Below are 25,093 nucleotides of genomic sequence, written 5' to 3'. Positions count from 1 at the left end.
GTCACGCCTCCGCCTGGTAGTGGCCGCTCTTGCCGCCGAGCTTTTCCAGCAGCCGCACGGACTCGATGGTCATGCCACGGTCCACGGCCTTGCACATGTCGTAGAGGGTCAGCGCGGCGACGCTGGCGGCGGTGAGGGCCTCCATCTCCACGCCGGTCTGCCCGGCCAGCTTGCAGCGGGCGACGATATGCACCACGTCGTCGCCTTCGGCAGCCAGCTCCACCTTGACGCTGGTGAGCATCAGCGGATGGCAGAGGGGGATGAGGTCGGACGTCTTCTTCGCCGCCTGGATGCCGGCGATGCGCGCCACGGCGAACACGTCGCCCTTGGGGTGGCCGCCGGCCTGGATCATCGCCAGGGTTTCCGGGCGCATGCGCACCCGCGCTTCGGCCGTCGCCTCACGGGCGGTCACCGCTTTTTCGGTGACGTCGACCATGTTGGCGCGGCCTTGGGAATCGAGATGGGTCAGCACTGCAAGTCTCCTCGGGCGACCCGGTGGGAGCGGGCCGCAGGAGGCGAATTGTATACAGAAGAGCCGGCGGCGGTCGCGCTTTCGCCGCCGGGCGGGTGAGCGCCCGGCGGCGACGGCAGCTACATGTGGGCTTCGGCGTATTCGGCGAGCACCGAACGCGGGACGCCCTGGAGGGTGATGTGAACGCCGTGGGGGAAGTCCTTGAAGCGTTCGGTCAGGTAGGTCAGGCCCGAGCTGGGCGCCGACAGGTAGGGGGTGTCGATCTGCGCGAGGTTGCCCAGGCAGATCACCTTCGAGCCGGTGCCGGCGCGGGTGATGATGGTCTTCATCTGGTGCGGGGTGAGGTTCTGGCACTCGTCGATGATGATCAGGCTCTGCTGGAAGCTGCGCCCGCGGATGTAGTTCAGCGATTTGAACTGCAGCGGCACCTTGCTGAGGATGTAGTCCACGCTGCCGTGGGTGCTCTCGTCATCCATGTGCAGGGCTTCGAGGTTGTCGGTGATGGCGCCCAGCCAGGGCTCCATCTTCTCGGCCTCGGTGCCGGGCAGGAAGCCGATCTCCTGGTCCAGCCCCTGCACGCTGCGGGTGGCGATGATGCGCCGGTAGCGCTTGGTCACCATGGTCTGCTCGATGGCTGCGGCCAGCGCCAGGATGGTCTTGCCCGAGCCGGCGGCGCCGGACAGGTTGACCAGGTGGATGTCCGGGTCGAGCAGCGCGTACAGCGCCAGCGCCTGGTACACGTCACGCGGGCGCAGGCCCCAGGCTTCCTGGTGCAGCAACGGCTCCTGGTGCAGGTCGAGGATGGTCAGCTCGGTGCCCTGGATGCCCTTGATCCAGCCGACGAAGCCCTGCTCGTCGACGATGAACTCGTTGACGTGCACCGCCGGCAGGTTGTCGGTGAGCTGAACCCGGTGCCAGGTGCGGCCGTGGTCCTGGCGGGTCTCCACCTTGCTGACGCGCTCCCAGAAGGAACCGGGCATGTCGTGATAACCACGGGACAGCAGGGACACGTCGTCCACCAACTGGTCGGTGTGGTAGTCCTCGGCATCGATGCCACAGGCGCGCGCCTTCAGGCGCATGTTGATGTCCTTGGTGACCAGCACCACGGACAGGCCGGGCCGGCGGGTCTTCAGCTCCACCAGCTGGTTGATGATGCGGTTGTCGTTGAGGTTGTCCGGCAGCCAGGTGATGGGGGCTGCGCTCTTGCTCATGAGGATCGAGAGGAAGCCGCAGGGGCCGCTCTTCTCGCGCTGGATCGGTACGCCGTGCTCCACCTCCTCGGGGGTCGCGCCACCGAGGATCTTGTCGATGAGGCGGATGGCCTGCCGGCATTCGGCGGCCACGCCCTGCTTGCCACTCTTGAGCTTGTCCAGTTCCTCCAGCACCGTCATGGGGATGGCCACATGGTGTTCTTCGAAGTTGAGGAGGGCGTTGGGATCGTGGATCAGAACGTTGGTATCGAGGGCGTAGAGGGTTGGAGCGGTGGAGCGGGCGCGTCCGTGGTCATCCATACTCGGTCACCTTCTTGTCGGTCCGGGCGACGGAATGCCGGTACGGCGCTCCGCCGAGGAAGGACTGCCGCCCTGCCTGCCCGGGTCATGCCGGGAGCCAGGGACTCCATGAGGAGGATGAGGGCCTGGGGCCGCCACCCTGTCCTCAGGATTCGGCGGTCTGATTCGTTAATAACCCAAGAGAGATGACAGAAAAAAGAACTTTTTGGTCCGCAAAAACCTTTTTTTATCCCTCGACGAATAACCCTTGGCGCCGGACAGGGGCGCCGCTAAAGTCCGAAGTCCCCCCTGCCCTCGCCGCTCCGCTGCCCTCAGCGGTAGGTGTTGCACGGCATCCAGTCCACTCCCGCCAGGGCCGTCCGGTCCTTGAGCCACGGCACCGCCGCCAGCGCCTTCGGGTGGATGTCATGGAACAGCACCACGCCCCGGCGCCACAGCAGCATCAGGTTCAGCACCCGCTGCGCCGCTTCGTCGCCGCTGATGCGCGCGTTCCAGTCCTGCGAATCGATGTTCCACAGCGCCACCGTCAGCCCCTGGGCGGCGAAGAACGCCCCGCTGTCGGCACGACGCTGGCCATAGGGCGGGCGGAACAGCGGCACGGCGTTGTCCGGCAGCGTGCGGGCCACCAGATCACGCACCCGCACCACCGAGTCCTGCCACTGGTCCCAGCTGCTGTGGGACTTGTGCTCCCAGCCATGCAGCCCGACGCACTGGCCGGCGTAGAGCTGGCGCATCGCCTCCGGCGAGGACTTGCCCAGGCGGGTCTGGAACCCCTGCCCCAGCACGTAGAAGGTCGCGCTCATGTGCTGCTCGCGCAGCCAGGTGGTGAGGCGATCACTGAGGCCGTCACGGGGCGTCGGACCATCGTCGAAGGTGAGCAGGAACTGCCGGTCCTTCAGCTCATCGCCGTTGCGCTCCTGCTCGGAGAACAGGCCGATCTCGCTGCTGATGCGCGGGAACAACGCCGCCAGGCGCATCTGCTCGTCCAGGTAGCGCAGGTGGAAGCCCCGGCTGGCCTCGGACCAGGCGAAGAACGGCGAATCCGGCGTCACCTCGAAGCGCCGGGCGCGCTCGCGCAGCGCCGCCTCGTCAGCCGCCGGCTCGCAGAACGGCCGCGTGGCGTCACAGCCCTGGCTGGCCAGCCGGTAGTTCTCCGCCAGGCGCGCCCAGAAGCGCTTGCGCACCGTGGCGATGCCGTCCAGGTCCACCGCCTTCAGGCCCAGGCGTTGCTGCCAGGCGGCGGCGTCCAGCCCCTCGCTCTGCAGCAGGGTCTGGGCGAAGACCAGGATCTCGCCCCGGGAGGCGTCATCGAAGGCCGCCGGCGAATCCAGCGCAGCGGGCCAGGTGGAGCGGTCGATCAGGGCGATGCGGCTGGGGCCGGCGGCCTGGGCGAAGGTGGCGCCGAGCAGTGCGGCACCGAAAGCGAGGGTACGGAACATGGCGTTCTCCGTTCACGGCAGCGGAAACGAACGCGCCCCCGAAGGGGCGCGCTGTCAGCAGGGAGGGATCAGTGGCGGTCCTGAACCCGTTGGATCGCCTTGTCGTACACCGGGTTCGCCTTCTGTTCCTTGGCCAGGTGGTAGTGGCGCAGGGCATCGTCGTACTGCTCGGCCGCCTCGTAGATGCGGGCGATGTTGTAGTAGGAGCTGGCACGCACGGTGGCCGCGTTGGCACCCGTGGCCAGGGCGATGGCCTTGCGGTTGGCCCAGATGGCCTCGGCGGTGCGGTTGGCCTTCTGGTAGGCCAGGCCGAGGTTGCTGTAGGCCTGGCCGTAGTTGGCATCCAGCTCGATGGCCTGGCGGTAGAAGTCGATGGCCAGATCCAGCTTGCCTTCGTGGTAGGCCGCCTCGCCCTTGCGGTTCAGCGCCTTGGCATCGCCCTGTGCAACCTGGGAAGCCGCCTGCGCGGCCACGCTGCGGCCCTCGTTGAGCAGCGGCTCGATGTCGCCCAGCACGTAGGCCGCATCCTTCGCCTGGCTGCCCTCCAGGGTGTTGATGTCCTGGAAGTCACCGGATGCGGTGATGCGGAACACCTTCCACAGGTTGCCGCGCTGTTCCTTGGGCACGTAGTAGGTGCGCACCAGGGACTGGCCGACGTAGACGAACACCTTCGCCTGGCTGCCCGCCAGTGCCTTGGAGGACGGGTTGTCCCGGTTGGTGAAGTCATGCACCGCGTAGACGTAGGTCTCGCCGTAGCGCTTCTTGTGCAGGGTGATGGTCTCCGGGCCGTAGCTGTCGGTGTCGTCCACGTCCAGGTCGGCGTCGGTGCCTTCCTTCTCGGCGAAGTAGATGTGGTTGCCCGGGTAGGCGATGTGGGAGTCCAGGTCCTCCGGCTTCTCGCCCCAGCTCAGCACGATGCGCAAGCCGTCCAGGTCCTTCATCACCGGGCTGATGGCATAGGTCATGCCGGTGCACGGGCACTTGGCAACGAGGTTGGAGTAGCCGTCCTTCTTCACGATCACCAGGCTTTCCGGGTCATCGGCAAAGCTGCTGTCCAGGGTCACGCGGCCCTGGGCATCGGTACGGCCGGTCACGGTCTGGGCACCGTTCTTCTGCAGCAGCACCTCGGCGCCGGCAATCTTCTCGTCCTTCACCACGGCGCTCAGCACCTCGATGGAGACCGGCGCGGCCTGGGCCACCACGGCACCGGAAGCGAACAGCAGGGAAAGTGCGATACGCGAGAGGGTCTTCACAACGACCTCCTTGTCAGTCGGGGAATGGGCGGCCAGGGCCGCAGGGGAGCGCACTATAGCGCAGCCTCCCGGCCCGGTGTGTGACGCGGGGCATGGCCCCTGCCGGCTCAATCGGGGCGATAGGTGGAGCCTGCACGGGCAAGTCCCTACAATCGCGCCATTGCCGAAGGAGACAAGCCGATGCTGATGGTGATTTCGCCCGCCAAGACCCTGGACTACGAAACCCCACCGGTCACCGACCGCTACACCCAACCCCGCCACCTGGACCACGCCCAGGAGCTGATCCAGCAACTGCGCACCCTGGCCCCGGCCGACATCGCCGAGCTGATGCACCTGTCCGACAAGCTCGCCGGCCTCAACGCCGCGCGCTACGGCAGCTGGCACCCCGACTTCACCCCGGAGAACGCCAAGCAGGCCCTGCTGGCCTTCAAGGGCGACGTCTACACCGGCCTCGACGCCGAAAGCTTCGCCGAAGCCGACTTCGACTTCGCCCAGCGCCACCTGCGCATGCTCTCCGGCCTCTACGGCCTGCTGCGCCCGCTGGACCTGATGCAGCCCTATCGCCTGGAAATGGGCACCAAGCTGGCCAACGCCCGGGGCAAGGACCTCTACGCCTTCTGGGGCGAGCGCATCAGCACCTGGCTCAACGAAGCCCTGGCCGAACAGGGCGACAACGTCCTGCTCAACCTGGCCTCCAACGAGTACTTCAGCGCCGTGAAGCGCAAGGTGCTGGACGCCCGCATCATCGACACCGAATTCAAGGACCTGAAGAACGGCCAGTACAAGATCATCAGCTTCTACGCCAAGAAGGCCCGCGGCCTGATGGCCCGCTACGTGATCAAGGAGCGCCTCACCGACCCGCAGGGCCTGAAGGACTTCGACTACCAGGGCTACCGCTTCGCCGCCGAAGCCTCCAGCGAGAACAAGCTGGTGTTCCTGCGCGACACCCCGCAGGACTGACCCGCCCCCTCGCCCCTCCTCCCCGGAGGGGCACGTGCCTCCCCCCGCTTATGCCCCCGACCCGATGAAGGGTCTTATAACCATCCCGCCCAACGCACTTCCCACTTCACCGCTTGCCGGCAGACTTTGATATCACCGTGCAATAACGGTAGCGGCCTACCAGCGAATACTTTTCCAACTTCCTCCGCGCCCTCTAGCACGCGCCCTACAGCGCAAACCCGCGCCACGCCTGGCGTTTGAAAGTTTGAACTTTTTCGCAAGTTAGAAGTAAGCAAACTTTGCCATCATTGTGATGCCAAACTTACCGCTCATCGAAAAAGTGAAACGCCGCAAAATATTGACGAATGGCCGGAACTATCCAAACAGCCCCACACTCATAAACCGCGACACATAATTCTTCATATTTCCGTTTCTTACTGACTATGAAAACTGCCCCCGCTATCGGAGCACTCCGAGGGGGTAGTTATGCGTAACGGAAAGTTCCACTTGAACAAGGAGTGCAACGCCATTTTCGACGAGTGACATAAAAACCAAGGGCCAGAGCCGTTGAGGTGATCAGTCCAGGACTCTCTGGAGCCAGCGTCATTACAGGCTCCGCTTCAGGTACCCGCAGTTTCGGTGCCCGGTATCCGTCATGCCTGCACGCAGTAGAAAGTTGCTGTTTGGTGACAACTGCAGAAACGGCCGTGGCTAATAAGCCACTTATTAACACGTACTAAATGGAATGAGGTGATAGCGATGCGTATCAGCATCTTTGGTTTGGGCTACGTCGGTGCAGTATGTGCCGGTTGCCTGTCCGCTCGTGGTCATGAAGTTGTCGGCGTGGATGTTTCCAGCACCAAGATCGACCTGATCAACAAAGGCAAATCCCCCATCGTCGAACCGGGCCTGGAAGAGCTGCTGCAGCAGGGCCTGAAGACCAACCGCCTGCGCGGCACCACCGACGTCGCCGCCGCCGTACGCGATACCGACATGTCCTTCATCTGCGTCGGCACCCCGAGCAAGAAGAACGGCGACCTGGGCCTGGAATACATCGAAGGCGTCTGCCGCGAGATCGGCTTCGCCCTGCGCGACAAGGCCGAGCGCCACACCGTGGTGGTCCGCAGCACCGTCCTGCCGGGCACCGTGAAGAACGTGGTGATCCCGATCATCGAAGACTGCTCCGGCAAGCAGGCCGGCGTCGACTTCGGCGTCGCGGTGAACCCCGAGTTCCTGCGCGAAAGCACCGCCATCAAGGACTACGACTTCCCGCCCATGACCGTCATCGGCGAGCTGGACAAGACGTCCGGCGACCTGCTGGAAACCCTCTACCGCGAACTGGACGCCCCGATCATCCGCAAGGACATCGAGGTCGCCGAGATGATCAAGTACACCTGCAACGTCTGGCACGCCGCCAAGGTCACCTTCGCCAACGAGATCGGCAACATCGCCAAGGCCGTCGGCGTCGATGGCCGCGAAGTGATGGACGTGGTCTGCCAGGACCACAAGCTCAACCTCTCCAAGTACTACATGCGCCCCGGCTTCGCCTTCGGCGGCTCCTGCCTGCCCAAGGACGTGCGCGCCCTCAGCTACCGCGCCAGCTCCCTGGACGTCGAAGCCCCGCTGATCGGCTCGCTGATGCGCAGCAACTCGGCCCAGGTGCAGAAGGCCTTCGACATCATCGCCGCCCAGGACAAGCGCAAGGTTGCCCTGCTCGGCCTGTCGTTCAAGGCCGGCACCGACGACCTGCGCGAGAGCCCCCTGGTGGAGCTGGCCGAGATGCTCATCGGCAAGGGCTTCGACCTGCGCATCTACGACCGCAACGTCGAATACGCCCGCGTCCACGGCGCCAACAAGGACTACATCGAATCGAAGATCCCCCACGTCTCGTCCCTGCTCGACAGTGACTTCGACGGCGTCGTCGACAACGCCGACGTGATCGTCCTGGGCAACCGCGACGAACTCTTCGCCCCCCTTGCCCAGCGCGCCCCCGAAGGCAAGCACGTGATCGACCTGGTGGGCTTCATGCCCAAGGCCAGCCACGGCAACGCCGAAGGCATCTGCTGGTAACCGCGACCGCTTCAGCGCAACGCGATGACGCACCTTGGGCGAGCGAAACAATGACAAGCAGCGCCCACGCCCGAGGTCCGTCCAGCGTTCACGAAGGAATGGATGAATCAATGGACAAGCTCAAGCGAAGCCTCACCGAGGCAGCCGGCTGGCTGTTCTTCCTGACGGGCCTGATGCTGCTCGCGCTGGCGCTGCCCCGCTCGGTGTTCGATCCCGAGTCCAAGCACTTCCTGCTGCTCATCGGCGTGGTCGGTATCTGGCGCTATTCCATGGGCGCCCTGCACTTCCTGCGCGGCACCCTGTTCCTCTACGTCGTCTACCCCTGGCAGCGCCGCCAGGTGCGCAAGCTCGGCGCAGCGGCCGACCCGTCCCACGTCTACCTGCTGGTCACCAGCTTCCGCATCGACGCCCTGACCACCGCCATGGTCTACCGCTCGGTGATCCAGGAAGCCATCGACTGCGGCTACCCCACCACGGTGGTCTGCTCCATCGTCGAACTCTCCGACGAGCTGCTGATCAAGAACCAGTGGAACCGCCTGGCCCCGCCGGAGCGCGTCAAGCTGGACTTCGTACGCATCCCCGGCACCGGCAAGCGCGACGGCCTGGCCTACGGCTTCCGCGCCATCTCCCGGCAACTGCCCGACGACGACGCCGTGGTCGCCGTGGTGGACGGCGACACCGTGCTCACCCAGGGCGTGGTGAAGAAGACCGTGCCCTGGTTCAAGTACTTCCCCAACGTCGGCGGCCTCACCACCAACGAGTTCTGCGAAGTGCGCGGCAGCTACCTGATGAGCGAATGGCACAAGCTGCGCTTCGCCCAGCGCCACATCAACATGTGCTCCATGGCGCTCTCCAAGCGCGTGCTGACCATGACCGGGCGCATGTCGGTGTTCCGCGCCAAGGTGGTCACCGACCCCGGCTTCATCGCCGACGTGGAGAGCGACCACCTCGACCACTGGCGCCTGGGCCGCTTCCAGTTCCTCACCGGTGACGACAAGTCCAGCTGGTACAGCCTGATGCGCCTGGGCTACGACACCTTCTACGTGCCAGACGCCGCCATCAACACCGTCGAGCACCCGCCGGAGAAGAGCTTCATCAAGGCCAGCCGCAAGCTGATGTTCCGCTGGTACGGCAACAACCTGCGGCAGAACACCCGCGCCCTGGCCCTCGGCCCGCGCCGCCTCGGCTGGTTCACCACCCTGGTGCTCAGCGACCAGCGCGTGTCCATGTGGACCTGCCTGCTGGGCCTGGCCGTCGCGGTGATCGCCAGCCTCAAGTACAGCATCGCCTACCTCCTGGTGTACCTGCTGTGGATCGGCCTCACCCGCTTCATCCTCACCCTGCTGCTGAGCGTTTCAGGGCACCCCATAGGACCGGCCTACCCGCTGATCCTCTATTACAACCAGATCGTCGGCGCGCTGGTGAAGATCTACGTCTTCTTCCGCCTGGACCAGCAGTCCTGGACGCGCCAGAACACCAAGCTCAACCGGGACCTGGCCAGCTTCACCCGCTGGTTCAACACCTGGTCTTCCCGTGCCATGACCTTCACCGCCACCAGCGTCTTCGTAGCCACGCTGATGGCGTTCGTGTGACCGAACCCGATAGGAAATCCAGACCATGAATACAGCCGTCAACGTCAATGTGGTGCACGAATCCGAAGCCCAGCGCCAGCACGCCCGGGTCAAGCTCCCGGCCAAGGTGCGCTACCTGGTGGGCAAGGAGCGCGTCGAGCACCGCCTGCTCGACCTCTCCGCCGGCGGGTTCGCCTTCCAGGTGGAACCGGGGCAGAAGGTGCAGGTGGGCGACTACCACCAGGGCCGCATGCAGTTCCAGGTGGACAACCTCAGCCTCGGCCTGGACGTCGAGTTCCAGGTGCGCTTCCTCGACCCCCAGCAGGAGCGCGCCGGCTGCCAGTTCCACAACCTCAAGCCGCGTGACATCGCCACCCTGCGCTACCTGATCAGCGCCCACCTCTCGGGCGAAGTGGTCAGCGCCGGCGACATCCTCAACACCCTGCAGCGCGAGAACTTCACCAAACCGCGCAAGAACGGCAGCGGCGGCGGCATGGGCATGTTCGGCCGCCTGCGCGCCGTCACCTTCAGCGCCGGCCTGTTCCTCGTCGGCCTGGCCGCCTTCGGCTTCATCTTCAAATCGCTCTACGGCCTGTACTTCGTCACCCACGCCGAATCCGGCATGGTCGCCGTGCCCGCCATGCAGGTCACCATGCCCCGCGAAGGCACCGTGCAGAGCCTGATCGGCGGCGAAGGCGCCGTGGTGCAGAAGGGCGCCCCGATCGCCTCCTTCTCCGCCACCATGCTGGAGATGCTCAAGGGCCACCTGACCGACGACCAGCTCGCCCCCGCCAACGTCGAGGAACTCTTCGGCAAGCAGATGAAGGGCACCCTCACCAGCCCCTGCAACTGCAAGGTCGCCCGCCAGCTGGTGGCCGACGGCCAGTTCGCCGGCAAGGGCGACGTCATCTTCGAACTGGTGCCCCAGGACTTCGAAGCCACCGTCAGCGCCCGCTTCCCCTACCGCAACTTCGCCCAGGCCAAGCCCGGCGCCAGCGTCACCTTCCAGGTGGCCGGCGAAGACACCCCGCGCCACGGCAAGATCATCAGCTCCAGCCTGATCGACAGCGGCCTGTCCTCCGACATCCGCGTCGTCATCCAGCCCGACCAGGTACTGGACAGCAAGCTCGCCGGGCAGCCCGTCGAAGTCAGCATCGACCGCGGTCCCTCCTTCGACTGGATGATCAACCGCGCCCTGGCGGCCGGCTTCTGAGGAGGACACCCGTGGCGACCCTTCCCTCCCGCACCCTGCTGCTCGGCGTCGCCGTCGCGCTGGCCGGCTGCGCCGGCCTGCCCGACCAGCGGCTGGCCAGCGAAGCACTCAAGCGCGGCGACACCGCCACTGCCGAGCGCAACTTCCGCCAGCTCGCCGAGCTCGGCTACGTCAACGCCCAGGTCGGCCTCGCCGACCTGCAGGTGGACAGTGGCGACCCGGAGCAGATGCGCCAGGCCGAGCAGACCTACCGCCAGGCCATGGACCAGTCGCCGCGCGCCAAGGCCCGCCTCGGCAAGCTGCTGGCGCGCAAGCCCGACGGCACCCCGGCCGAACGCCAGGAAGCCGCCCAGCTGCTGGAAGACGCCTACAAGGCCGGCGAGCCCAACAGCCTGCTGCCCCTGGTGATGCTCTACCTCACCTTCCCCCAGGACTTCCCCGGCGTGAACGTGCAGCAGCGCATCGCCCAGTGGCGCGCCGACGGCCAGCCCCAGGCCGAGCTGGCGCAGATCCTCTACTACCGGACCCAGGGCACCTACGACCAGCACCTGGCCGAGATCGAGGACATCTGCACCCGCAACCTGCAGCAGGCCGACGCCTGCTACGTCGAACTGGCCACCGTCTACAGCAAGCAGGGCAAGGGCGACGAGCGCCAGGCCCTGGTGGAGCAGGTCATGGCCCGCTACGCCGCCGGCACCCTGCCCGCCCAGCGCGTCGACTCGGTGGCCCAGGTGCTGGCCGACGCCGAGCTGGGCAAGCCTGACGAAGGCAAGTCCCAGGACATGCTCGAACGCATCGCCCCGGCCTACCCGCCGGCCTGGGTCAGCCTCGCCAAGCTGCTCTACGAGTACCCGGGCCTGGGCGACATCGACAAGATGATGGAGTACCTCGACCACGGCCGCGAAGCCGCCCAACCGCGCGCCGAACTGCTGCTCGGCCGCCTCTACTACGAAGGCAAGCTGGTCCCCCTGGACCCGGTGAAAGCCGAGCGCCACCTGCTCAAGGCCTCCGCCACCGAACCCACCGCCAACTACCTGCTGGGGCAGATCTACATCCGTGGCTACCTCGGCGACATCGACCCGGACAAGGCCCTGGACTACCTGCTGAGCGCCGCCCGCAACGGCCAGATCAACGCCGACTACGCCCTCGGCCAACTGTTCGCCCAGGGCAAGGGCATCCGCCCCGACCTCGTCAACGCCTACGTCTTCAGCCAACTGGCGCTGCCCAAGAACACCCCGCAGGCCATCGAACTGGCGCAGACCGTGGAACAGCAGCTGAGCCCCGCCGACCGCGCCCGCGCCGAACAGCGCCTGCGCGAGGAACGCCAGTTCCGCGGCGTCGCCCTGCAGGACACCACGCAGATGCAGGCCATGCAGACCCCTTGAAGGAACCGACATGAAATTCAACCTCTGGACGACCGCCAGCCTCGGCCTGGGCCTCACGCTTCTTTCCACCAGCAGCGCCTTCGCCGTGCAGATGAGCGACAAGAACTTCGGCCTCGACATCAAGATCACCGCCCAGTCCGAGGACGACCGCGACCTCGGCACCCAGAAGGGTGGCGACGTCAGCGGCGTGGGTATCGACCTGCGCCCCTGGGTCTACGCCGAACGGGGTGACTGGAGCGCCTTCGCCATGGGCCAGGCCGTCAGCGCCACCGACATCGTCGAGACCGACACCCTGCAATCCAGCGACACCGACGGCGAACAGGGCGCGCGCGACGACGGCCGCCAGCCGGACAAGAGCTACCTCGCCCTGCGCGAATTCTGGGTCGACTACGGCGGCCTCACCGCCTACCCCGGCGAACACCTGCGCTTCGGCCGCCAGCGCGTACGCAGCGCCGAAGGCACCTGGTGGGACACCAACATCGAAGCCCTGCGCTGGAGCTTCGACACCACTCTGCTGACCGCCCACGTCGGCGTCGCCGAACGCTTCAGCGAATACCGCACCGACCTCGACGAACTGGCCCCCGAAGACAAGGACCGCCAGCACGTCTTCGGCGACATCGCCACCCAGTGGGCCCCGGGCCACTGGGTCGGCCTCAAGGTCCACCACAGCCGCGACAACGGCAGCCTGCCCGACGCCGGCGAGGTGGTGGAGCCCCTGGACAAGCGCTACACCGGCGACCTCACCTGGGTCGGCATCGACGCCGACGGCGGCTTCTTCGACCGGCGCTCCACCGCCCCGCTGAACTACTGGGCCCAGGCCACCTGGCTCACCGGCGACACCGACGAACTGACCCAGAGCGTGGTCGGCGACGAGCGCCTCGCCAGCGGCTCGCGCAACGTCGACGTCAACGCCTGGGGCGTCGACCTCGGCCTGCGCTGGAACCTCTCCGAGCAATGGAAGGTCGGCGGTGCCTACGCCCGTGGCAGCGGCGGCGGTGACGACGACAGCTCCCGCCAGTTCCGCCAGACCGGCATGGAGAGCAACCGCTCCAACTTCACCGGCACCGAAGCCCGCATGCACCGCTTCGGCGAAGCCTTCCGCGGCGAGCTGAGCAACCTGCAGGTGGCCACCGCCTTCGCCTCCTGGCAGCTGCACGACGACTACGACGCCAGCCTCGTCTACCACCGCTTCTGGCGCGTGGACGACAACCAGGACGTCGGCCAGGCCGGCATCACCGCCCCGCTGGAGGACGGCGAGAAGGACATCGGCCAGGAAGTCGACCTGGTGGTGACCCGCTACTTCCGCCAGGGCCTGCTGCCCGCCGGGATGGCCGAGCACCTGGACGACGCCTCCGCCCTGGTGCGCTTCCGTGGCGGCGTGTTCAAGCCGGGCGATGCCTACGGCAGCGGCACCGACTCGCTCATGCACCGCGCCTTCGTCGACTTCATCTGGCGCTTCTGATGCCAGCGAGCCCAGGGAGAACAGCCATGCCCAACCTCCTCGCAACCCCCCGGCCGCTCAGCGGCCTGGTGCTCGGCGCGCTGCTGGCCAGCGCCCCGTGGGTGCACGCGGCCGAGCCGGCCAAGGGCCTCAAGGAAACCAAGAACTACACCGTCACCAGCGCCCCGGTGGACCAGCTCCACCTGGACCCGCCCGAGCTGCCCGACCTCTCCGGCTACACCCGCCAGGCCATCGAGGCCAAGGTGGACCGCCGCACCACCGGCAAGGTGGTGGTCCGGCGCATGCTCCAACAGGACGCCCTGAAGGACTTCATCGGCGGCAACGAGCGCATGCGCGAATGGGTCAGCCGCCAGCGCGGCATGCCCCAGGCGATCTTCATCGAAGGCGGCTTCGTCACCCCGGCCGACCTGGCCAAGGCCCTGCCCGAGAGCCAGTTCGCCGAAACCGAACCGGGCGTCTACATCGCCCGCCTGCCGGTGGTGGTGGCCCAGGGCGCCAGCCTGCGCATCGGCGAAGAGACGCGTGACTTCCGCCTGTCCCAGGAGCGCGGCGCGTTCCTGGTCAACGACGGCAAGCTGTTCATCACCGGCACCAAGCTGACGGCCTGGCGCGAGCAGGACGACACCCCGGCCTGGTTCCGCAAGCCCTCGGAGTTCCGCCCGTTCCTGGTCTCCTGGGGCGGCAGCGAGCTGTACATCGCCGACAGCACCGTCACCAGCCTCGGCTACGACAACTCCAAGTCCTACGGCGTCTCCATCACCCAGTACACCCCCGGCATGCACGAGCGCCTCAAGCGCCCGGAACCCACCGGCTGGCTGGTGAACTCGGAGTTCGTCGACCACTGGTACGGCTTCTACTGCTACGAAGCCCGCGACGTGGTCATCAAGGGCAACACCTACCGCGACAACATCGTCTACGGCATCGACCCCCACGACCGTTCCCACGGCCTGGTCATCGCCGAGAACACCGTCCACGGCACCAGGAAGAAGCACGGCATCATCATCTCCCGCGAGGTGGACGACAGCTGGATCATCAACAACAAGACCTACGACAACAAACTGTCGGGCATCGTCATCGACCGCAACTCGGTGAACAACCTGGTGGCCTACAACGAGGTCTACCAGAACCATTCCGACGGCATCACCCTCTACGAGAGCTCCAACAACCTGCTGTGGGGCAACAAGATCGTCGGCAACCAGCGCCACGGCATCCGCCTGCGCAACAGCGTCAACATCCGCCTGTACGAGAACCTGTCCATGGCCAACGGCCTGACCGGCGTCTACGGGCACATCAAGGACCTGTCCAACACCGACCGCGACATCGAGCTGGACCCCTTCGACACCAAGGTCTCGATGATCGTGGTCGGCGGCAAGCTCGCCGGTAACGGCTCCTCGCCCCTGTCCATCGACTCCCCCCTCTCCGTGGAGTTGTACCGCGTGGAAATGCTCGCCCCGAGCAAATCCACCGGCATCAGCTTCGCCGGCGTACTGGGCGAGAAACAGGAGGAAATCCTCGACCTGATGGTGCGCCGCAACAAAGCGGTGCTCATCGACCCCGTCGAAAGCCAGGCCGAACTCCAGGATTGAGGCACACACCACCATGCACAGACACCCCATGAAATGGCTCGCCCCCTCCACCCTCGCCGCCGCCCTGCTGGCCGCGTCCCAGGGGGCCTGGGCCGCGCCCGAGTACAGCGTGCAGCGCACCGGTCCCCTGTGCGCCGTCGCCCAGGACCCGAGCGTGTACAACACCAAGTACCTGAGCTTCTTCACCGCCCTGGTCCAGGGCCGTGGCGACTGGCTGTTCCGCACCCGCTACGACCTGCGCACCGACTTCGGCACCAGCGCCTTCGGCTACAGCGAGTTCAAGCGCCTGCGCGACGCGCTCAAGGCCAAGGGCGTCGAGCTGATGGTGGTCTACCAGCCGACCCGTGGCCTGGTGAACCGCGAACAGCTCACCGAAGCGGAAAAGGCCCGCTTCGACTACGACCTGGCGAAGAAGAACTACCTCAAGGCCGTGGACGACTTCCGCAAGACCGGCATCTGGGTCACCGACCTCTCGCCGCTGTTCGACGAGAAGGGCGTGGACACCGACTACTACTTCAAGGCCGACCACCACTGGACCCCGGCCGGCGCCAACCGCACCGCCAAGCTGGTGGCCGAGACGCTGAAGCAGATGCCCGGCTTCGACGAGATCCCCAAGAAGACCTTCGACAGCAAGGTCGTCGGCCTGCTGCCCAAGGCCGGCACCCTGCACAAGACCGCCGGCCAGCTCTGCGGCACCACCTACGCCACCCAGTACGTCGACCGCTACGAGACCGAAGCCTCGGGCGACGGCGCCGCCGGCGATGCCCTGTTCGGCGACGAATCCAACCCGCAGATCGTCCTGGTGGGCACCAGCAACAGCGGCCCGGCCTACAACTTCGCCGGCTTCCTGCAGCAGCACAGCGGCGCCGAGGTGCTCAACATGGCGGTCAGCGGCGGCGGCTTCGACAGCGCCCTGCTGCAGTACATGAGCAGCCCGGAATTCCACGAGCACCCGCCCAAGATCATCATCTGGGAGTTCGCCACCCACTACGACATGGCGCAGAAGAGCTTCTACCGCCAGGCCCTGCCGCTGGTGAACAACGGCTGCGAGGGCCAGCCGGCGGTGATGCACCGCAAGGTGCGCATGAAGCCCGGCGCCAACGAAGTCTTCGTCAACGGCCAGAACCAGCCGATCAAGGACATCCGTGGCGGCGACTACCAGGTGGACCTGACCTTCAGCGACCCGACCGTTCACGAGTCCAAGGCCACCGTCTGGTACCTCAACGGCCGCCGCGAGAACTTCAAGATCGAACAGAGCGACCGCGTCGACACCGGCGGCCGCTACACCTTCGAACTGCGCAACGACCCCGACTGGCGGGACCTCAACGTCCTCGCCCTGGAAATCCACAGCCCCGAAGAGATGCCTGAGAACCTCAGCGTCGACGTGACCCTGTGCAAGCGCCCAGGCCACTCGGGTGAACACCTCGCGGCCAAGGCCGAGTGAGGAAGGAGGTCATCATGAAACCCCGACTCCGGTTGCTCGCCCCCTGCCTGTTCAGCGGCGCCCTGCTCGGCCCGCTCGCCCACGCCGGCGACCTGGTCCCGCCCTCGGGCTACTACGCCCCGGTGGAGGTCGACGAGCACAAGGCCGACAGCTGCGAAGCCCCGCCGCCGCCCTACACCGGCAAGCTGGAGTTCCGCAGCAAGTACGAGGGCTCCAACCAGGCCCGCGCCACCCTCAATCTCACGGCGGAACGGGCCTTCCGCGACAGCACCGCCGACATCACCCGCATGGAGCGCGGGGTCAACAAGATGGTCATGGCGTACATGCGCGACGGCCAGCGGGCGCAACTGGAGTGCGCCCTGCAGTGGATGGGCAGCTGGGCCCAGGCCAACGCCCTGCAGAGCACCGAGTACAACCACACCGGCAAGTCCATCCGCAAATGGGCGCTGGGCAGCCTGTCCTCGGCCTACCTGCGGCTGAAGTTCTCCAACTCCCACCCGCTGGCCGGCTACACCCAGCAGAGCCAGCAGATCGAGTCCTGGTTCTCGCGCCTGGCCGACCAGACGGTGCACGACTGGAGCGGCCTGCCGCTGAAGAAGATCAACAACCACTCCTACTGGGCCGCCTGGTCGGTGATGGCCACCGCCGTCGCCACCAACCGCCGCGACCTCTTCGACTGGTCCGTCGCCCAGTTCCGCGTCGCCGCCAGCCAGGTGGACAAAGACGGCTTCCTGCCCAACGAACTCAAGCGCGAGCAGCGTGCCCTGGCCTACCACAACTACAGCCTGCCGCCGCTGGCCATGATCGCCGCCTTCGCCCAGGCCAACGGCGTGGACCTGCGCAACGAGAACGACGGCGCCCTGCGCCGTCTCGGCGAAAAGGTCATCGCCGGGGTGGATGACCAGGAACCCTTCGACGACAGGACCGGCAAGGACCAGGACATGGAGGACCTGGAGAAGCGCGCCAAGTTCGCCTGGCTCGAACCCTGGTGCGCGCTCTACGGCTGCAAGCCCGAGACCCTGCGCTGGAAGGACTCCATGGCCCCCTACAAGACCTTCCGCCTGGGAGGCGACATCACCCAGGTGTTCCACCCGAAGAAGGAGGGCGGCAGCGGCAGCTGACCCGGTGCCCTCCCCCACCGGGGGAGCCACCTGACGCAACGAACCGACCGCGCGGCAGACGCGGCGGCGCAAGGATTTGAACGCCACACCCTGGGGAGGGAATGGCGGGTCGCACACCGGGCTGGAACGTCCGGCGGCGGCCCAGAAAGTTACGTACAAGTGGAGAGACTCGGATGGTCTTTTCTTCAAACGTGTTCCTGTTCCTGTTCCTGCCGATCTTCCTCGGCTTGTACTACCTGGTCGGGACACGCTATCGAAACCTGCTCCTGCTCATCGCCAGCTACGTGTTCTACGCCTGGTGGCGGATCGACTTCCTCGCCCTGTTCGCCGCCGTCACGGTGTTCAACTACTGGATCGGCCTGCGCATCGGCGCCGCCGGGGTGCGCACCAAGCCCGCGCAGCGCTGGCTGCTGCTCGGCGTCGCGGTGGACCTGTGCGTGCTGGGCTACTTCAAGTACGCCAACTTCGGCGTGGAGACCTTCAACGCGATCTTCACCCAGTTCGGCATGGAGCCCTTCGTCATCACCCACATCCTGTTGCCGATCGGGATCTCGTTCTACATCTTCGAGTCCATCAGCTACATCATCGACGTGTACCGGGGCGACACCCCGGCCACCCGCAACCTGGTGGACTTCGCCGCCTTCGTGGCGATCTTCCCGCACCTGATCGCCGGCCCCGTGCTGCGCTTCCGCGACCTGGTGGACCAGTTCAACCACCGCACCCACACCGTCGACAAGTTCGCCGAAGGCTGCACCCGGTTCATGCAGGGCTTCATCAAGAAGGTCTTCATCGCCGACAGCATCGCGCCCATCGCCGACCACTGCTTCGCCCTTTCCGACCCGACCACGGGCGACGCCTGGCTCGGCGCCCTGGCCTACACCGCCCAGCTGTACTTCGACTTCTCCGGCTACAGCGACATGGCCATCGGCCTCGGCCTGATGATGGGCTTCCGCTTCATGGAGAACTTCAACCAGCCCTACATCAGCCAGTCCATCACCGAGTTCTGGCGGCGCTGGCACATCAGCCTCTCCACCTGGCTGCGGGACTACCTGTACATCAGCCTGGGCGGCAACCGCGGCACCACCTTCCAGACCTACCGCAACCTGTTCCTCACCATGCTGCTGGGCGGCCTGTGGCACGGCGCCAACTTCACCTACATCATCTGGGGCGCCTGGCACGGCGCCTGGCTGGCGGTCGAACGCGCCCTGGGCGTGGACGCCGCGCCGAAGGTCATCAACCCGCTGCGCTGGGCCTTCACCTTCCTGCTGGTGGTGATCGGCTGGGTGATCTTCCGCGCCGAGAACCTCGACGTCGCCTGGCGCATGTACGCCGCCATGTTCAGCTTCGGTGACTTGGGCCTCTCCGAACTCAACCGCGCCCAGCTCACCAGCCTGCAGATCGCCACCCTGGTACTGGCCTACGTGGTGCTGGCCTGGTTCGGCATCCGCCAGTTCCACGCCAAGCCGCTGACCGGCGCGCCCAAGGCCCGTGCCGACGAACACGTCGACGCCAACGGCCCGGCCACCGCCCAGCCGCGCAGCCCGCAGGCCGCCGCTGACGACCCGGCCGCCATCGCCTACTCCCCCAGCGGCGCCCTGGTCTGGCAACAGACCTGGATGACCCAGCTGCCGGTGCTGGCCACCCGTGTCGCCCTGCTGCTGCTGTTCGCCGCGTCGATCCTGAAGCTCTCGGCGCAGAGCTTCTCCCCCTTCCTCTACTTCCAGTTCTGAAGGGAGCGCACACATGAGCAGAACTGCAAACACCCTCTACATCGTGGCCTTCGCCGGCATGCTGCTGGCCCTGAGCCTGTGGTCCATGCGCGGCATCGTCGGCTTCAGCGTCGCCAAGGAAACCACCGTGCTCAACGGCAAGCTGGCCCACGCCTTCGAGAAGCACTACGACGATGAATTCCCCATCAAGCAGATCGGCACCAACCTCTGGGCCCTGGTGGACTACGGCCTGTTCGGCGAAGGCCGCCAGGGCGTGGTGATCGGCCAGGACGGCTGGCTGTTCTCCGACGAGGAGTTCGACCCGGTGGCCGAAGGCGAGCGCCACCTGCAGGAAAACCTGGCGCTGATCCAGGGCGTGCGCGACGAACTGGACAGCCGGGGCATCAAGCTGGTGCTGGCCATCGTCCCGTCCAAGTCGCGGCTGTACCCCGAGCACGTCGGCGAGGCCCGCCCCACCGCCCTGCGCCAGGACCTCTACGCTCACTTCCGTGGCGCCGTGCGCAAGGCCGGGATCATCGCCCCGGACCTGCTCGGCCCGCTGGAACAGGCCAAGAACAACGGCCAGGTGTTCCTGCGCACCGACACCCACTGGACGCCCCAGGGCGCCGAAGTGGTGGCCCAGCGCCTGGGCCAGGTGGTGCGCGAGCGCGTCAGCCTCTCCGGCAGCGACCAGGCCTTCGTCACCGAAGCGGTGAAGAACGAGGACTACAAGGGCGACCTGACCCGCTTCCTGCCGCTCGACCCGCTGTTCGCCGACCTGATGCCCGCCCCGGACACCCTGCAGAAGCGCGAGACCCGCGCCGCAGGCGAGGAGGAATCCGGCGACCTGTTCGGCGACAGCAGCGTGCCGGTGGCCCTGGTGGGCACCAGCTACAGCGCCAACCCCAACTGGAACTTCGCCGGCGCCCTGCGCCAGTCCCTGCAGCGCGACCTGGTGAACCACGCCGAGGACGGCCACGGCCCGATCCTGCCGATGCTCAAGTACCTCAAGAGCGACGAGCTGAAGGACGCCGCCCCCGAGCTGGTGATCTGGGAATTCCCCGAGCGCTACCTGCCCATGCCCAACGACCTGAGCGAGTTCGACCCACAGTGGATCGCCCAGCTGCGCAAGGGCGCCCCCGGCGAGCGCGTCGCCGCCACCCATTAACGAACGGGCCTTCGGGTCCCAAGCGCCATGCGCATTGCACCAAAGGAGGAAACACCATGAACCGACAGAAGCAACGCACCTGGACGTCGTACGCCTGCGCCCTGGCCCTGGGCGTCAGCGCCTTCTCCGCCCTGGCCGATGAAGGCGGCCTCTACGGCCCGCAGGCGCCGAAGGGTTCGGCCTTCGTCCGCGCCTACAACGCCGGCGCCAGCGAACTGGACGTCAGCGTCGGCAACACCGCCCTGAACGACGTCGCCCCGCTGGGCTCCAGCGACTTCAAGTTCCTGCCCGCCGGCAACTACAACGCCCAGGTGGGCAGCGCCAGCGTCCCGGTGAAACTGGAGTCCGACCGCTACTACACCCTGGTCAGCCAGCCGGGCGCCGAGCCCAAGCTGGTGGAAGAGCCAGCCTTCAAGAACAAGCAGAAGGCCCTGCTGCGGGTGCAGAACCTCTCCGACGCCAAGCTCACCCTGAAGACCGCCGACGGCAAGACCGCCGTGGTCGAGGACGTCGCGCCCCAGGGCCGTGGCGAGCGCGAGATCAACCCGGTGAAGGTGGGCCTGGCCCTGTTCGACGGCAACCGCAAGGTCAGCGACCTCAAGCCGGTCTCCCTGCAGCGCGGCGAGGTGGTCTGCCTCTACGTCACCGGCAGCGGCGGCAAGCTCTCCCCGGTCTGGGTCAAGCGCCCGGCCGAGTCCTGATCCGCCCCGCCCGGGGCCGACGCCCCGGGCCACGCTTCGTACCCGCCGCACGAGACAGTGGGACTACAAGACAGAGGTTTGAACATGCTCAAGGCCTAGCGAGCTAGAGGGATGCAAGGCGAAAGCTTTCGAGGACGCGCAGTTTACGAGCTGTAAATGAGCATTCCGAGTGAGCTTTCAACGCAGCAGACCCGACGCGCAGCAGGTCTTGGGCATGTTCTCAGTGATCGATGTGATGAGCAGCAACTACTCACAAACAGACAAGCTTCTTAGGAGAAACACCATGATCCCTGTAATCCTTTCTGGCGGTAGCGGCTCCCGGCTCTGGCCCCTTTCGCGCAAGCAGTACCCCAAGCAGTTCCTCGCCCTGACCGGTGAGAAGACCCTGTTCCAGCAGACCCTGCAGCGCCTGGCCTTCGACGGCATGCAGGCGCCGGTGCTGGTGGCCAACAAGGACCACCGCTTCATCGTCCAGGAGCAGCTCGACAGCATCGGCGTCACCCCGCAGGCGATGCTGCTCGAACCCTTCGGCCGCAACACCGCGCCCGCCGTCGCCATCGCCGCCATGCAGCTGCTGGCCGAGGGCCGCGACGAGCTGATGCTGGTGATGCCAGCCGACCACGTGCTGGAAGACCAGCGCGCCTTCCAGCAGGCCCTGGCACTGGCCACCATCGCCGCCGAGAAGGGCGAGATGGTGCTGTTCGGCGTGCCGGCCCTGCGCCCCGAGACCGGCTACGGCTACATCCGTGGCCAGGCCAGCGGCGAGCTGCCCGAGGGCATCAGCCGGGTCGCCCAGTTCGTCGAGAAACCCGACGCCGAGCGCGCCCAGCAGTACGTCGAGGCCGGTGACTACTTCTGGAACAGCGGCATGTTCCTGTTCCGCGCCAGCCGCTTCCTCGACGAGCTCAAGCACCACGACGTGGACATCTACGACACCTGCCTGCTGGCCCTGGAACGCAGCCAGCGCGAAGGCACCACCGTCACCATCGACGCCGCCACCTTCGCCTGCTGCCCGGACAACTCCATCGACTACGCGGTGATGGAGAAGACCGCCCGCGCCTGCGTGGTGCCGCTCTCCGCCGGCTGGAACGACGTCGGCAGCTGGAGCTCCATCTGGGAAGTCCACGACAAGGACCCCCAGGGCAACGTCACCAAGGGCGACGTGGTGGTGCACGACAGCCGCAACTGCCTGGTGCACGGCAACGGCAAGCTGGTGTCGGTGATCGGCCTGGACGACATCGTCGTGGTCGAGACCAAGGACGCCATGATGATCGCCCACCGCGACCGCGTGCAGGACGTCAAGAAGCTGGTCAACGACCTCGACGCCCAGGGCCGCGCGGAAACCCAGAACCACTGCGCCGTGTACCGCCCCTGGGGCTCGTACGACTCGGTGGACATGGGCGGCCGCTTCCAGGTCAAGCACATCACCGTCAAGCCCGGCGCCCAGCTCTCGCTGCAGATGCACCACCACCGCGCCGAGCACTGGATCGTCGTCTCCGGCACCGCCGAGGTGACCTGTGACGACAAGACCTTCCTGCTCACCGAAAACCAGTCGACCTACATCCCCATGACGTCGGTGCACCGCCTGACCAACCCCGGCAAGATCCCCCTGGAGATCATCGAGGTGCAGTCCGGCAGCTACCTGGGCGAGGACGACATCGAACGCCTGGAAGACGTCTACGGCCGCAGTGACAGCGGCGTGCGCGTCAGCCAGGTGTCCACCGCGCGCTGAGGGGCCACGCCCCGGAGCCTCCCTCCCCCATCGGGAGGCTCCCGGCGCCTGTGCCAGCGGGTGCCGCCGCGCGCACCGCCTCACGGGGCCCGGGCCAGGAACGGCCAACGGCCCCGTGCCTTTTACCCCTGCCTGATCACGGATTGCGCTAGCATTGCAGCCTTTCCGTCATGGGCCCTCCTCATGCTCCTCGGCGCCATCCTCCTCTTCGCCTGGCTGATCCTGGTCATCCGCCACCCGACCAAGGCGCTGCCCATCTCCCTGGCTGCGGTGCTGGTCATCGGGCTCATGGCCGCCTGGGTGCTGTGGGAAGAGCGCCTGGTGAACGAACAGCTGGCCCGCCTCGACGTCCGCCTCGCCTACCAGCCCGACCAGTGCCCCGCCGACCGCCCGCTGAAGATCAGCGTGCACAACGGCAGCAGCACCACCCTGCTGGACCTCGCCTGGATCGTGCAGGCCTACCGCCCGGGCGACGACCTCAACCTCGCCGAATCCCCCTACGAGGCCGAGCGCAGCCTCGGCCCGCCGCGCCTGCAGGCCGGTGCCGACTGGCAGGACTGCCTGCCGCTGCCGCCGCTGCGCCGTGGCTATCGAGCCGACACGCTGGAGTTCCGCGCCGAACGATTGCATGGCAGATTCGCCGACTGATCGACTTCCACCACAACAAGACCAACAAGGAAATTCGCAATGAGCCAACCCGTTGCCCTCATCACCGGCTGCTCCAGCGGCATCGGCAGGGCCCTGGCCGACGCCTTCAAGGCCGCCGGCTACAGCGTCTGGGCTTGCGCCCGCAAGGCCAACGACGTGGACGCGCTGAACGTCGCCGGCTTCACCGGCGTGCAGCTGGACGTCAACGACGAAGCCGCCGTGGCGCGCCTGGGTGAGCGCCTGCAGCAGGAAACGGGTCGGCTCGACGTGCTCATCAACAACGCCGGCTACGGCGCCATGGGCCCGCTGCTGGACGGCGGCACCGAGGGCCTGCGCCGGCAGTTCGAGACCAACGTGTTCTCCCTGGTCGGCCTCACCCGCGCCTGCTTCCCCGTGCTGCGCGCCAGCCGTGGCCTGGTGGTCAACATCGGCAGCGTCTCCGGCGTGCTGGTCACCCCCTTCGCCGGCGCCTACTGCGCCTCCAAGGCCGCCGTGCACGCCCTCTCCGACGCCCTGCGCCTGGAACTGGCGCCCTTCGGCATCGAGGTCATGGAAGTGCAGCCCGGCGCCATCGCCTCCAGCTTCGGCGCCAACGCCAGCCGCGAAGCCGAATCGCTGATCGCCGAAGGCTCGCCCTGGTGGCCCCTGCGCGACGGCATCCGCGCCCGGGCCCGCGCCTCCCAGGACAACCCCACCCCCGCCACCGAATTCGCCCGCGACCTGTTCAACGCCATCCAGCACCACCCGCGCCCGCGCCTGCTGCGCCTGGGCAACGGCAGCCGCGCCCTGCCGCTGCTGGCCAGCCTGGTGCCCAAGGGGCTGCTGGAAGCGGTGCTGAAGAAACGCTTCGGCCTCAACGTGGCCCTGGAGCGCTCGTGAACGCGCCCCGCCCGCTGGCCCTGCGCTACGTGGTGATCGGCGGCGTGGCCCTGGCCATGCTGCTCAACCTCGCCCTGCGCAGCCTGGTGCACCTCGGCGGGCTGCTGGCCACCCTGGTGATCGCCGGCGCCACGGCCCTGCTCATCGCCCTCGCCTTCCGCCTGCTGTACAAGCGCCCGCCGACCCGGGGCGAAGCCTGGCGCATCGTCCTCGGCTACGGCGCCCTGCTCGGCGTGCTCTACCTCGGCCTGCTGGGCATGATGACCCTGCAGAACGCCCCCGGCCCCATGGCCATCGCCCTGTTCGTGCTGCACTACCTCTGCTACCCCGTCCTCGCCGGCCTCGTGCTCCTGCACCGCCGCTGACCCGCGTTGCGCCTCGCTCGGTCCTCATCACCGCGATGCGGTTCGCCGAGCTCACCGCATCCTACGGCCCCGCTCCGTCCGTAGGATGGGCTGAGCTGTGCGAAGCCCATCGTGACGCGCTCATGGGCCGCTGGGGTCTCATGCATCCCGATCGGCGATGCGGTTCGCCGAGCTCACCGCATCCTACGGTCCCGCTCCGTCTGTAGGATGGGCTGAGCTGTGCGAAGCCCATCGTGACGCGCTCATGGGCCGCTGGGGTCTCATGCATCCCCGCCAGAGATGCGGTTCGCCGAGCTCACCGCATCCTACGGCCCCGCTCCATCCGTAGGATGGGCTGAGCTGTGCGAAGCCCATCGTGACGGGCTCATGGGCCGCTGGGGTCTCATGCATCCCGGTCGTCCGTCTGTAGGATGGGCTGAGCTGTG

The 25,093-nt window shown here is 66.9% G+C and carries 20 protein-coding genes; 16 read left to right on the top strand and 4 right to left on the bottom strand.

The genetic code is table 11. The annotated features are described in order from the left end of the window. Position 1: 1 nt before the first annotated feature. From moaC to RTK35_RS19560, 4 genes are all read right to left on the bottom strand, one after another. The gene (moaC, locus tag RTK35_RS19575) at positions 2-472 is read right to left on the bottom strand and encodes a cyclic pyranopterin monophosphate synthase MoaC (RefSeq protein WP_044411737.1); all 471 of its coding nucleotides are present in this window, start codon (positions 470-472) and stop codon (positions 2-4) included. Between the two features lie 119 nt (positions 473-591). Beyond that, positions 592-1,983, bottom strand: coding sequence for a PhoH family protein (locus RTK35_RS19570; RefSeq protein ID WP_044411740.1), 1,392 nt, complete (start codon positions 1,981-1,983; stop codon positions 592-594). 311 nt (positions 1,984-2,294) lie between these two features. Next, positions 2,295-3,422, bottom strand: coding sequence for a polysaccharide deacetylase family protein (locus tag RTK35_RS19565; protein ID WP_074970786.1), 1,128 nt, complete (start codon positions 3,420-3,422; stop codon positions 2,295-2,297). A gap of 68 nt (positions 3,423-3,490) precedes the next feature. Then, positions 3,491-4,675 (bottom strand): tetratricopeptide repeat protein, encoded by a 1,185-nt coding sequence (locus RTK35_RS19560; RefSeq protein ID WP_316908782.1) that lies wholly within the window; start codon positions 4,673-4,675, stop codon positions 3,491-3,493. A 180-nt stretch (positions 4,676-4,855) separates the two neighbouring features. Here RTK35_RS19560 and yaaA point away from each other — a divergent pair, with 180 nt between their 5' ends. The 16 genes from yaaA (at position 4,856) to RTK35_RS19480 (ending at position 24,668) form a co-directional block, all read left to right on the top strand. Next, a complete protein-coding gene (gene yaaA / locus RTK35_RS19555; RefSeq protein WP_044411746.1) occupies positions 4,856-5,635 on the top strand; it encodes a peroxide stress protein YaaA in 780 nt (259 codons plus the stop codon). A gap of 738 nt (positions 5,636-6,373) precedes the next feature. Continuing rightward, complete coding sequence (gene algD / locus RTK35_RS19550) at positions 6,374-7,684, top strand: GDP-mannose 6-dehydrogenase (protein ID WP_044411749.1); 1,311 nt, start codon at positions 6,374-6,376, stop codon at positions 7,682-7,684. Between the two features lie 110 nt (positions 7,685-7,794). Further along, on the top strand, positions 7,795-9,276 hold the full coding sequence (gene alg8 / locus RTK35_RS19545) for a mannuronan synthase (protein WP_044411752.1): 1,482 nt from the start codon (positions 7,795-7,797) through the stop codon (positions 9,274-9,276). A 25-nt stretch (positions 9,277-9,301) separates the two neighbouring features. Further along, positions 9,302-10,468, top strand: a complete 1,167-nt coding sequence (locus RTK35_RS19540; RefSeq protein ID WP_044411755.1) for an alginate biosynthesis protein Alg44 — start codon at positions 9,302-9,304, stop codon at positions 10,466-10,468. Positions 10,469-10,479: 11 nt separating this feature from the next. Next, positions 10,480-11,853, top strand: a complete 1,374-nt coding sequence (gene algK, locus RTK35_RS19535) for an alginate biosynthesis TPR repeat lipoprotein AlgK (RefSeq protein ID WP_074970784.1) — start codon at positions 10,480-10,482, stop codon at positions 11,851-11,853. Positions 11,854-11,863: 10 nt separating this feature from the next. Then, the gene (locus RTK35_RS19530; protein WP_282887697.1) at positions 11,864-13,315 is read left to right on the top strand and encodes an alginate export family protein; all 1,452 of its coding nucleotides are present in this window, start codon (positions 11,864-11,866) and stop codon (positions 13,313-13,315) included. A 26-nt stretch (positions 13,316-13,341) separates the two neighbouring features. After that, on the top strand, positions 13,342-14,901 hold the full coding sequence (gene algG / locus RTK35_RS19525) for a mannuronan 5-epimerase AlgG (protein WP_316908781.1): 1,560 nt from the start codon (positions 13,342-13,344) through the stop codon (positions 14,899-14,901). A gap of 13 nt (positions 14,902-14,914) precedes the next feature. Continuing rightward, positions 14,915-16,345 carry an alginate O-acetyltransferase gene (locus RTK35_RS19520; protein ID WP_410478695.1) on the top strand — a complete coding sequence of 477 codons (1,431 nt, stop codon included), beginning with the start codon at positions 14,915-14,917 and terminating at the stop codon, positions 16,343-16,345. A 14-nt stretch (positions 16,346-16,359) separates the two neighbouring features. Further along, the gene (locus RTK35_RS19515) at positions 16,360-17,466 is read left to right on the top strand and encodes a mannuronate-specific alginate lyase (RefSeq protein ID WP_107330908.1); all 1,107 of its coding nucleotides are present in this window, start codon (positions 16,360-16,362) and stop codon (positions 17,464-17,466) included. A 173-nt stretch (positions 17,467-17,639) separates the two neighbouring features. Then, on the top strand, positions 17,640-19,196 hold the full coding sequence (locus tag RTK35_RS19510; protein WP_316908779.1) for an MBOAT family protein: 1,557 nt from the start codon (positions 17,640-17,642) through the stop codon (positions 19,194-19,196). 13 nt (positions 19,197-19,209) lie between these two features. Continuing rightward, a complete protein-coding gene (locus RTK35_RS19505) occupies positions 19,210-20,343 on the top strand; it encodes an alginate O-acetyltransferase (protein ID WP_160482969.1) in 1,134 nt (377 codons plus the stop codon). Positions 20,344-20,399: 56 nt separating this feature from the next. Further along, on the top strand, positions 20,400-21,044 hold the full coding sequence (locus RTK35_RS19500) for an alginate O-acetyltransferase AlgF (protein WP_142014789.1): 645 nt from the start codon (positions 20,400-20,402) through the stop codon (positions 21,042-21,044). Between the two features lie 283 nt (positions 21,045-21,327). Continuing rightward, the gene (locus tag RTK35_RS19495) at positions 21,328-22,776 is read left to right on the top strand and encodes a mannose-1-phosphate guanylyltransferase/mannose-6-phosphate isomerase (protein WP_316908778.1); all 1,449 of its coding nucleotides are present in this window, start codon (positions 21,328-21,330) and stop codon (positions 22,774-22,776) included. A gap of 183 nt (positions 22,777-22,959) precedes the next feature. After that, the gene (locus RTK35_RS19490; protein ID WP_044411784.1) at positions 22,960-23,424 is read left to right on the top strand and encodes a multidrug transporter; all 465 of its coding nucleotides are present in this window, start codon (positions 22,960-22,962) and stop codon (positions 23,422-23,424) included. A 39-nt stretch (positions 23,425-23,463) separates the two neighbouring features. Next, complete coding sequence (locus RTK35_RS19485) at positions 23,464-24,303, top strand: SDR family oxidoreductase (RefSeq protein WP_074970770.1); 840 nt, start codon at positions 23,464-23,466, stop codon at positions 24,301-24,303. Further along, positions 24,300-24,668 (top strand): hypothetical protein, encoded by a 369-nt coding sequence (locus tag RTK35_RS19480; protein ID WP_044411790.1) that lies wholly within the window; start codon positions 24,300-24,302, stop codon positions 24,666-24,668. Before RTK35_RS19485 ends, RTK35_RS19480 begins: the two co-directional genes overlap by 4 nt. The last annotated feature ends 425 nt before the right edge of the window (positions 24,669-25,093 follow it).

It is taken from the genome of Pseudomonas sp. zfem003, from assembly GCF_032621675.1.
GTDB lineage: Bacteria > Pseudomonadota > Gammaproteobacteria > Pseudomonadales > Pseudomonadaceae > Metapseudomonas > Metapseudomonas otitidis.
Note: the sequence above shows the minus strand (reverse complement) of the source record. Positions and strands in the feature narration are given on the sequence as shown.

Excerpts from the sequence above, each read along its gene's own strand:
- alg8 (WP_044411752.1), top strand. The coding sequence starts at position 7,795 with ATGGACAAGCTCAAGCGAAGCCTCACCGAGGCAGCCGGCTGGCTGTTC.
- algG (WP_316908781.1), top strand. The coding sequence starts at position 13,342 with ATGCCCAACCTCCTCGCAACCCCCCGGCCGCTCAGCGGCCTGGTGCTC.
- RTK35_RS19490 (WP_044411784.1), top strand. The coding sequence starts at position 22,960 with ATGCTCCTCGGCGCCATCCTCCTCTTCGCCTGGCTGATCCTGGTCATC.
- RTK35_RS19510 (WP_316908779.1), top strand. The coding sequence starts at position 17,640 with ATGGTCTTTTCTTCAAACGTGTTCCTGTTCCTGTTCCTGCCGATCTTC.
- RTK35_RS19515 (WP_107330908.1), top strand. The coding sequence starts at position 16,360 with ATGAAACCCCGACTCCGGTTGCTCGCCCCCTGCCTGTTCAGCGGCGCC.
- RTK35_RS19485 (WP_074970770.1), top strand. The coding sequence starts at position 23,464 with ATGAGCCAACCCGTTGCCCTCATCACCGGCTGCTCCAGCGGCATCGGC.
- algD (WP_044411749.1), top strand. The coding sequence starts at position 6,374 with ATGCGTATCAGCATCTTTGGTTTGGGCTACGTCGGTGCAGTATGTGCC.
- RTK35_RS19495 (WP_316908778.1), top strand. The coding sequence starts at position 21,328 with ATGATCCCTGTAATCCTTTCTGGCGGTAGCGGCTCCCGGCTCTGGCCC.
- RTK35_RS19530 (WP_282887697.1), top strand. The coding sequence starts at position 11,864 with ATGAAATTCAACCTCTGGACGACCGCCAGCCTCGGCCTGGGCCTCACG.
- yaaA (WP_044411746.1), top strand. The coding sequence starts at position 4,856 with ATGCTGATGGTGATTTCGCCCGCCAAGACCCTGGACTACGAAACCCCA.
- RTK35_RS19505 (WP_160482969.1), top strand. The coding sequence starts at position 19,210 with ATGAGCAGAACTGCAAACACCCTCTACATCGTGGCCTTCGCCGGCATG.
- RTK35_RS19540 (WP_044411755.1), top strand. The coding sequence starts at position 9,302 with ATGAATACAGCCGTCAACGTCAATGTGGTGCACGAATCCGAAGCCCAG.
- RTK35_RS19520 (WP_410478695.1), top strand. The coding sequence starts at position 14,915 with ATGCACAGACACCCCATGAAATGGCTCGCCCCCTCCACCCTCGCCGCC.
- RTK35_RS19500 (WP_142014789.1), top strand. The coding sequence starts at position 20,400 with ATGAACCGACAGAAGCAACGCACCTGGACGTCGTACGCCTGCGCCCTG.
- RTK35_RS19570 (WP_044411740.1), bottom strand. The coding sequence starts at position 1,983 with ATGGATGACCACGGACGCGCCCGCTCCACCGCTCCAACCCTCTACGCC.
- RTK35_RS19565 (WP_074970786.1), bottom strand. The coding sequence starts at position 3,422 with ATGTTCCGTACCCTCGCTTTCGGTGCCGCACTGCTCGGCGCCACCTTC.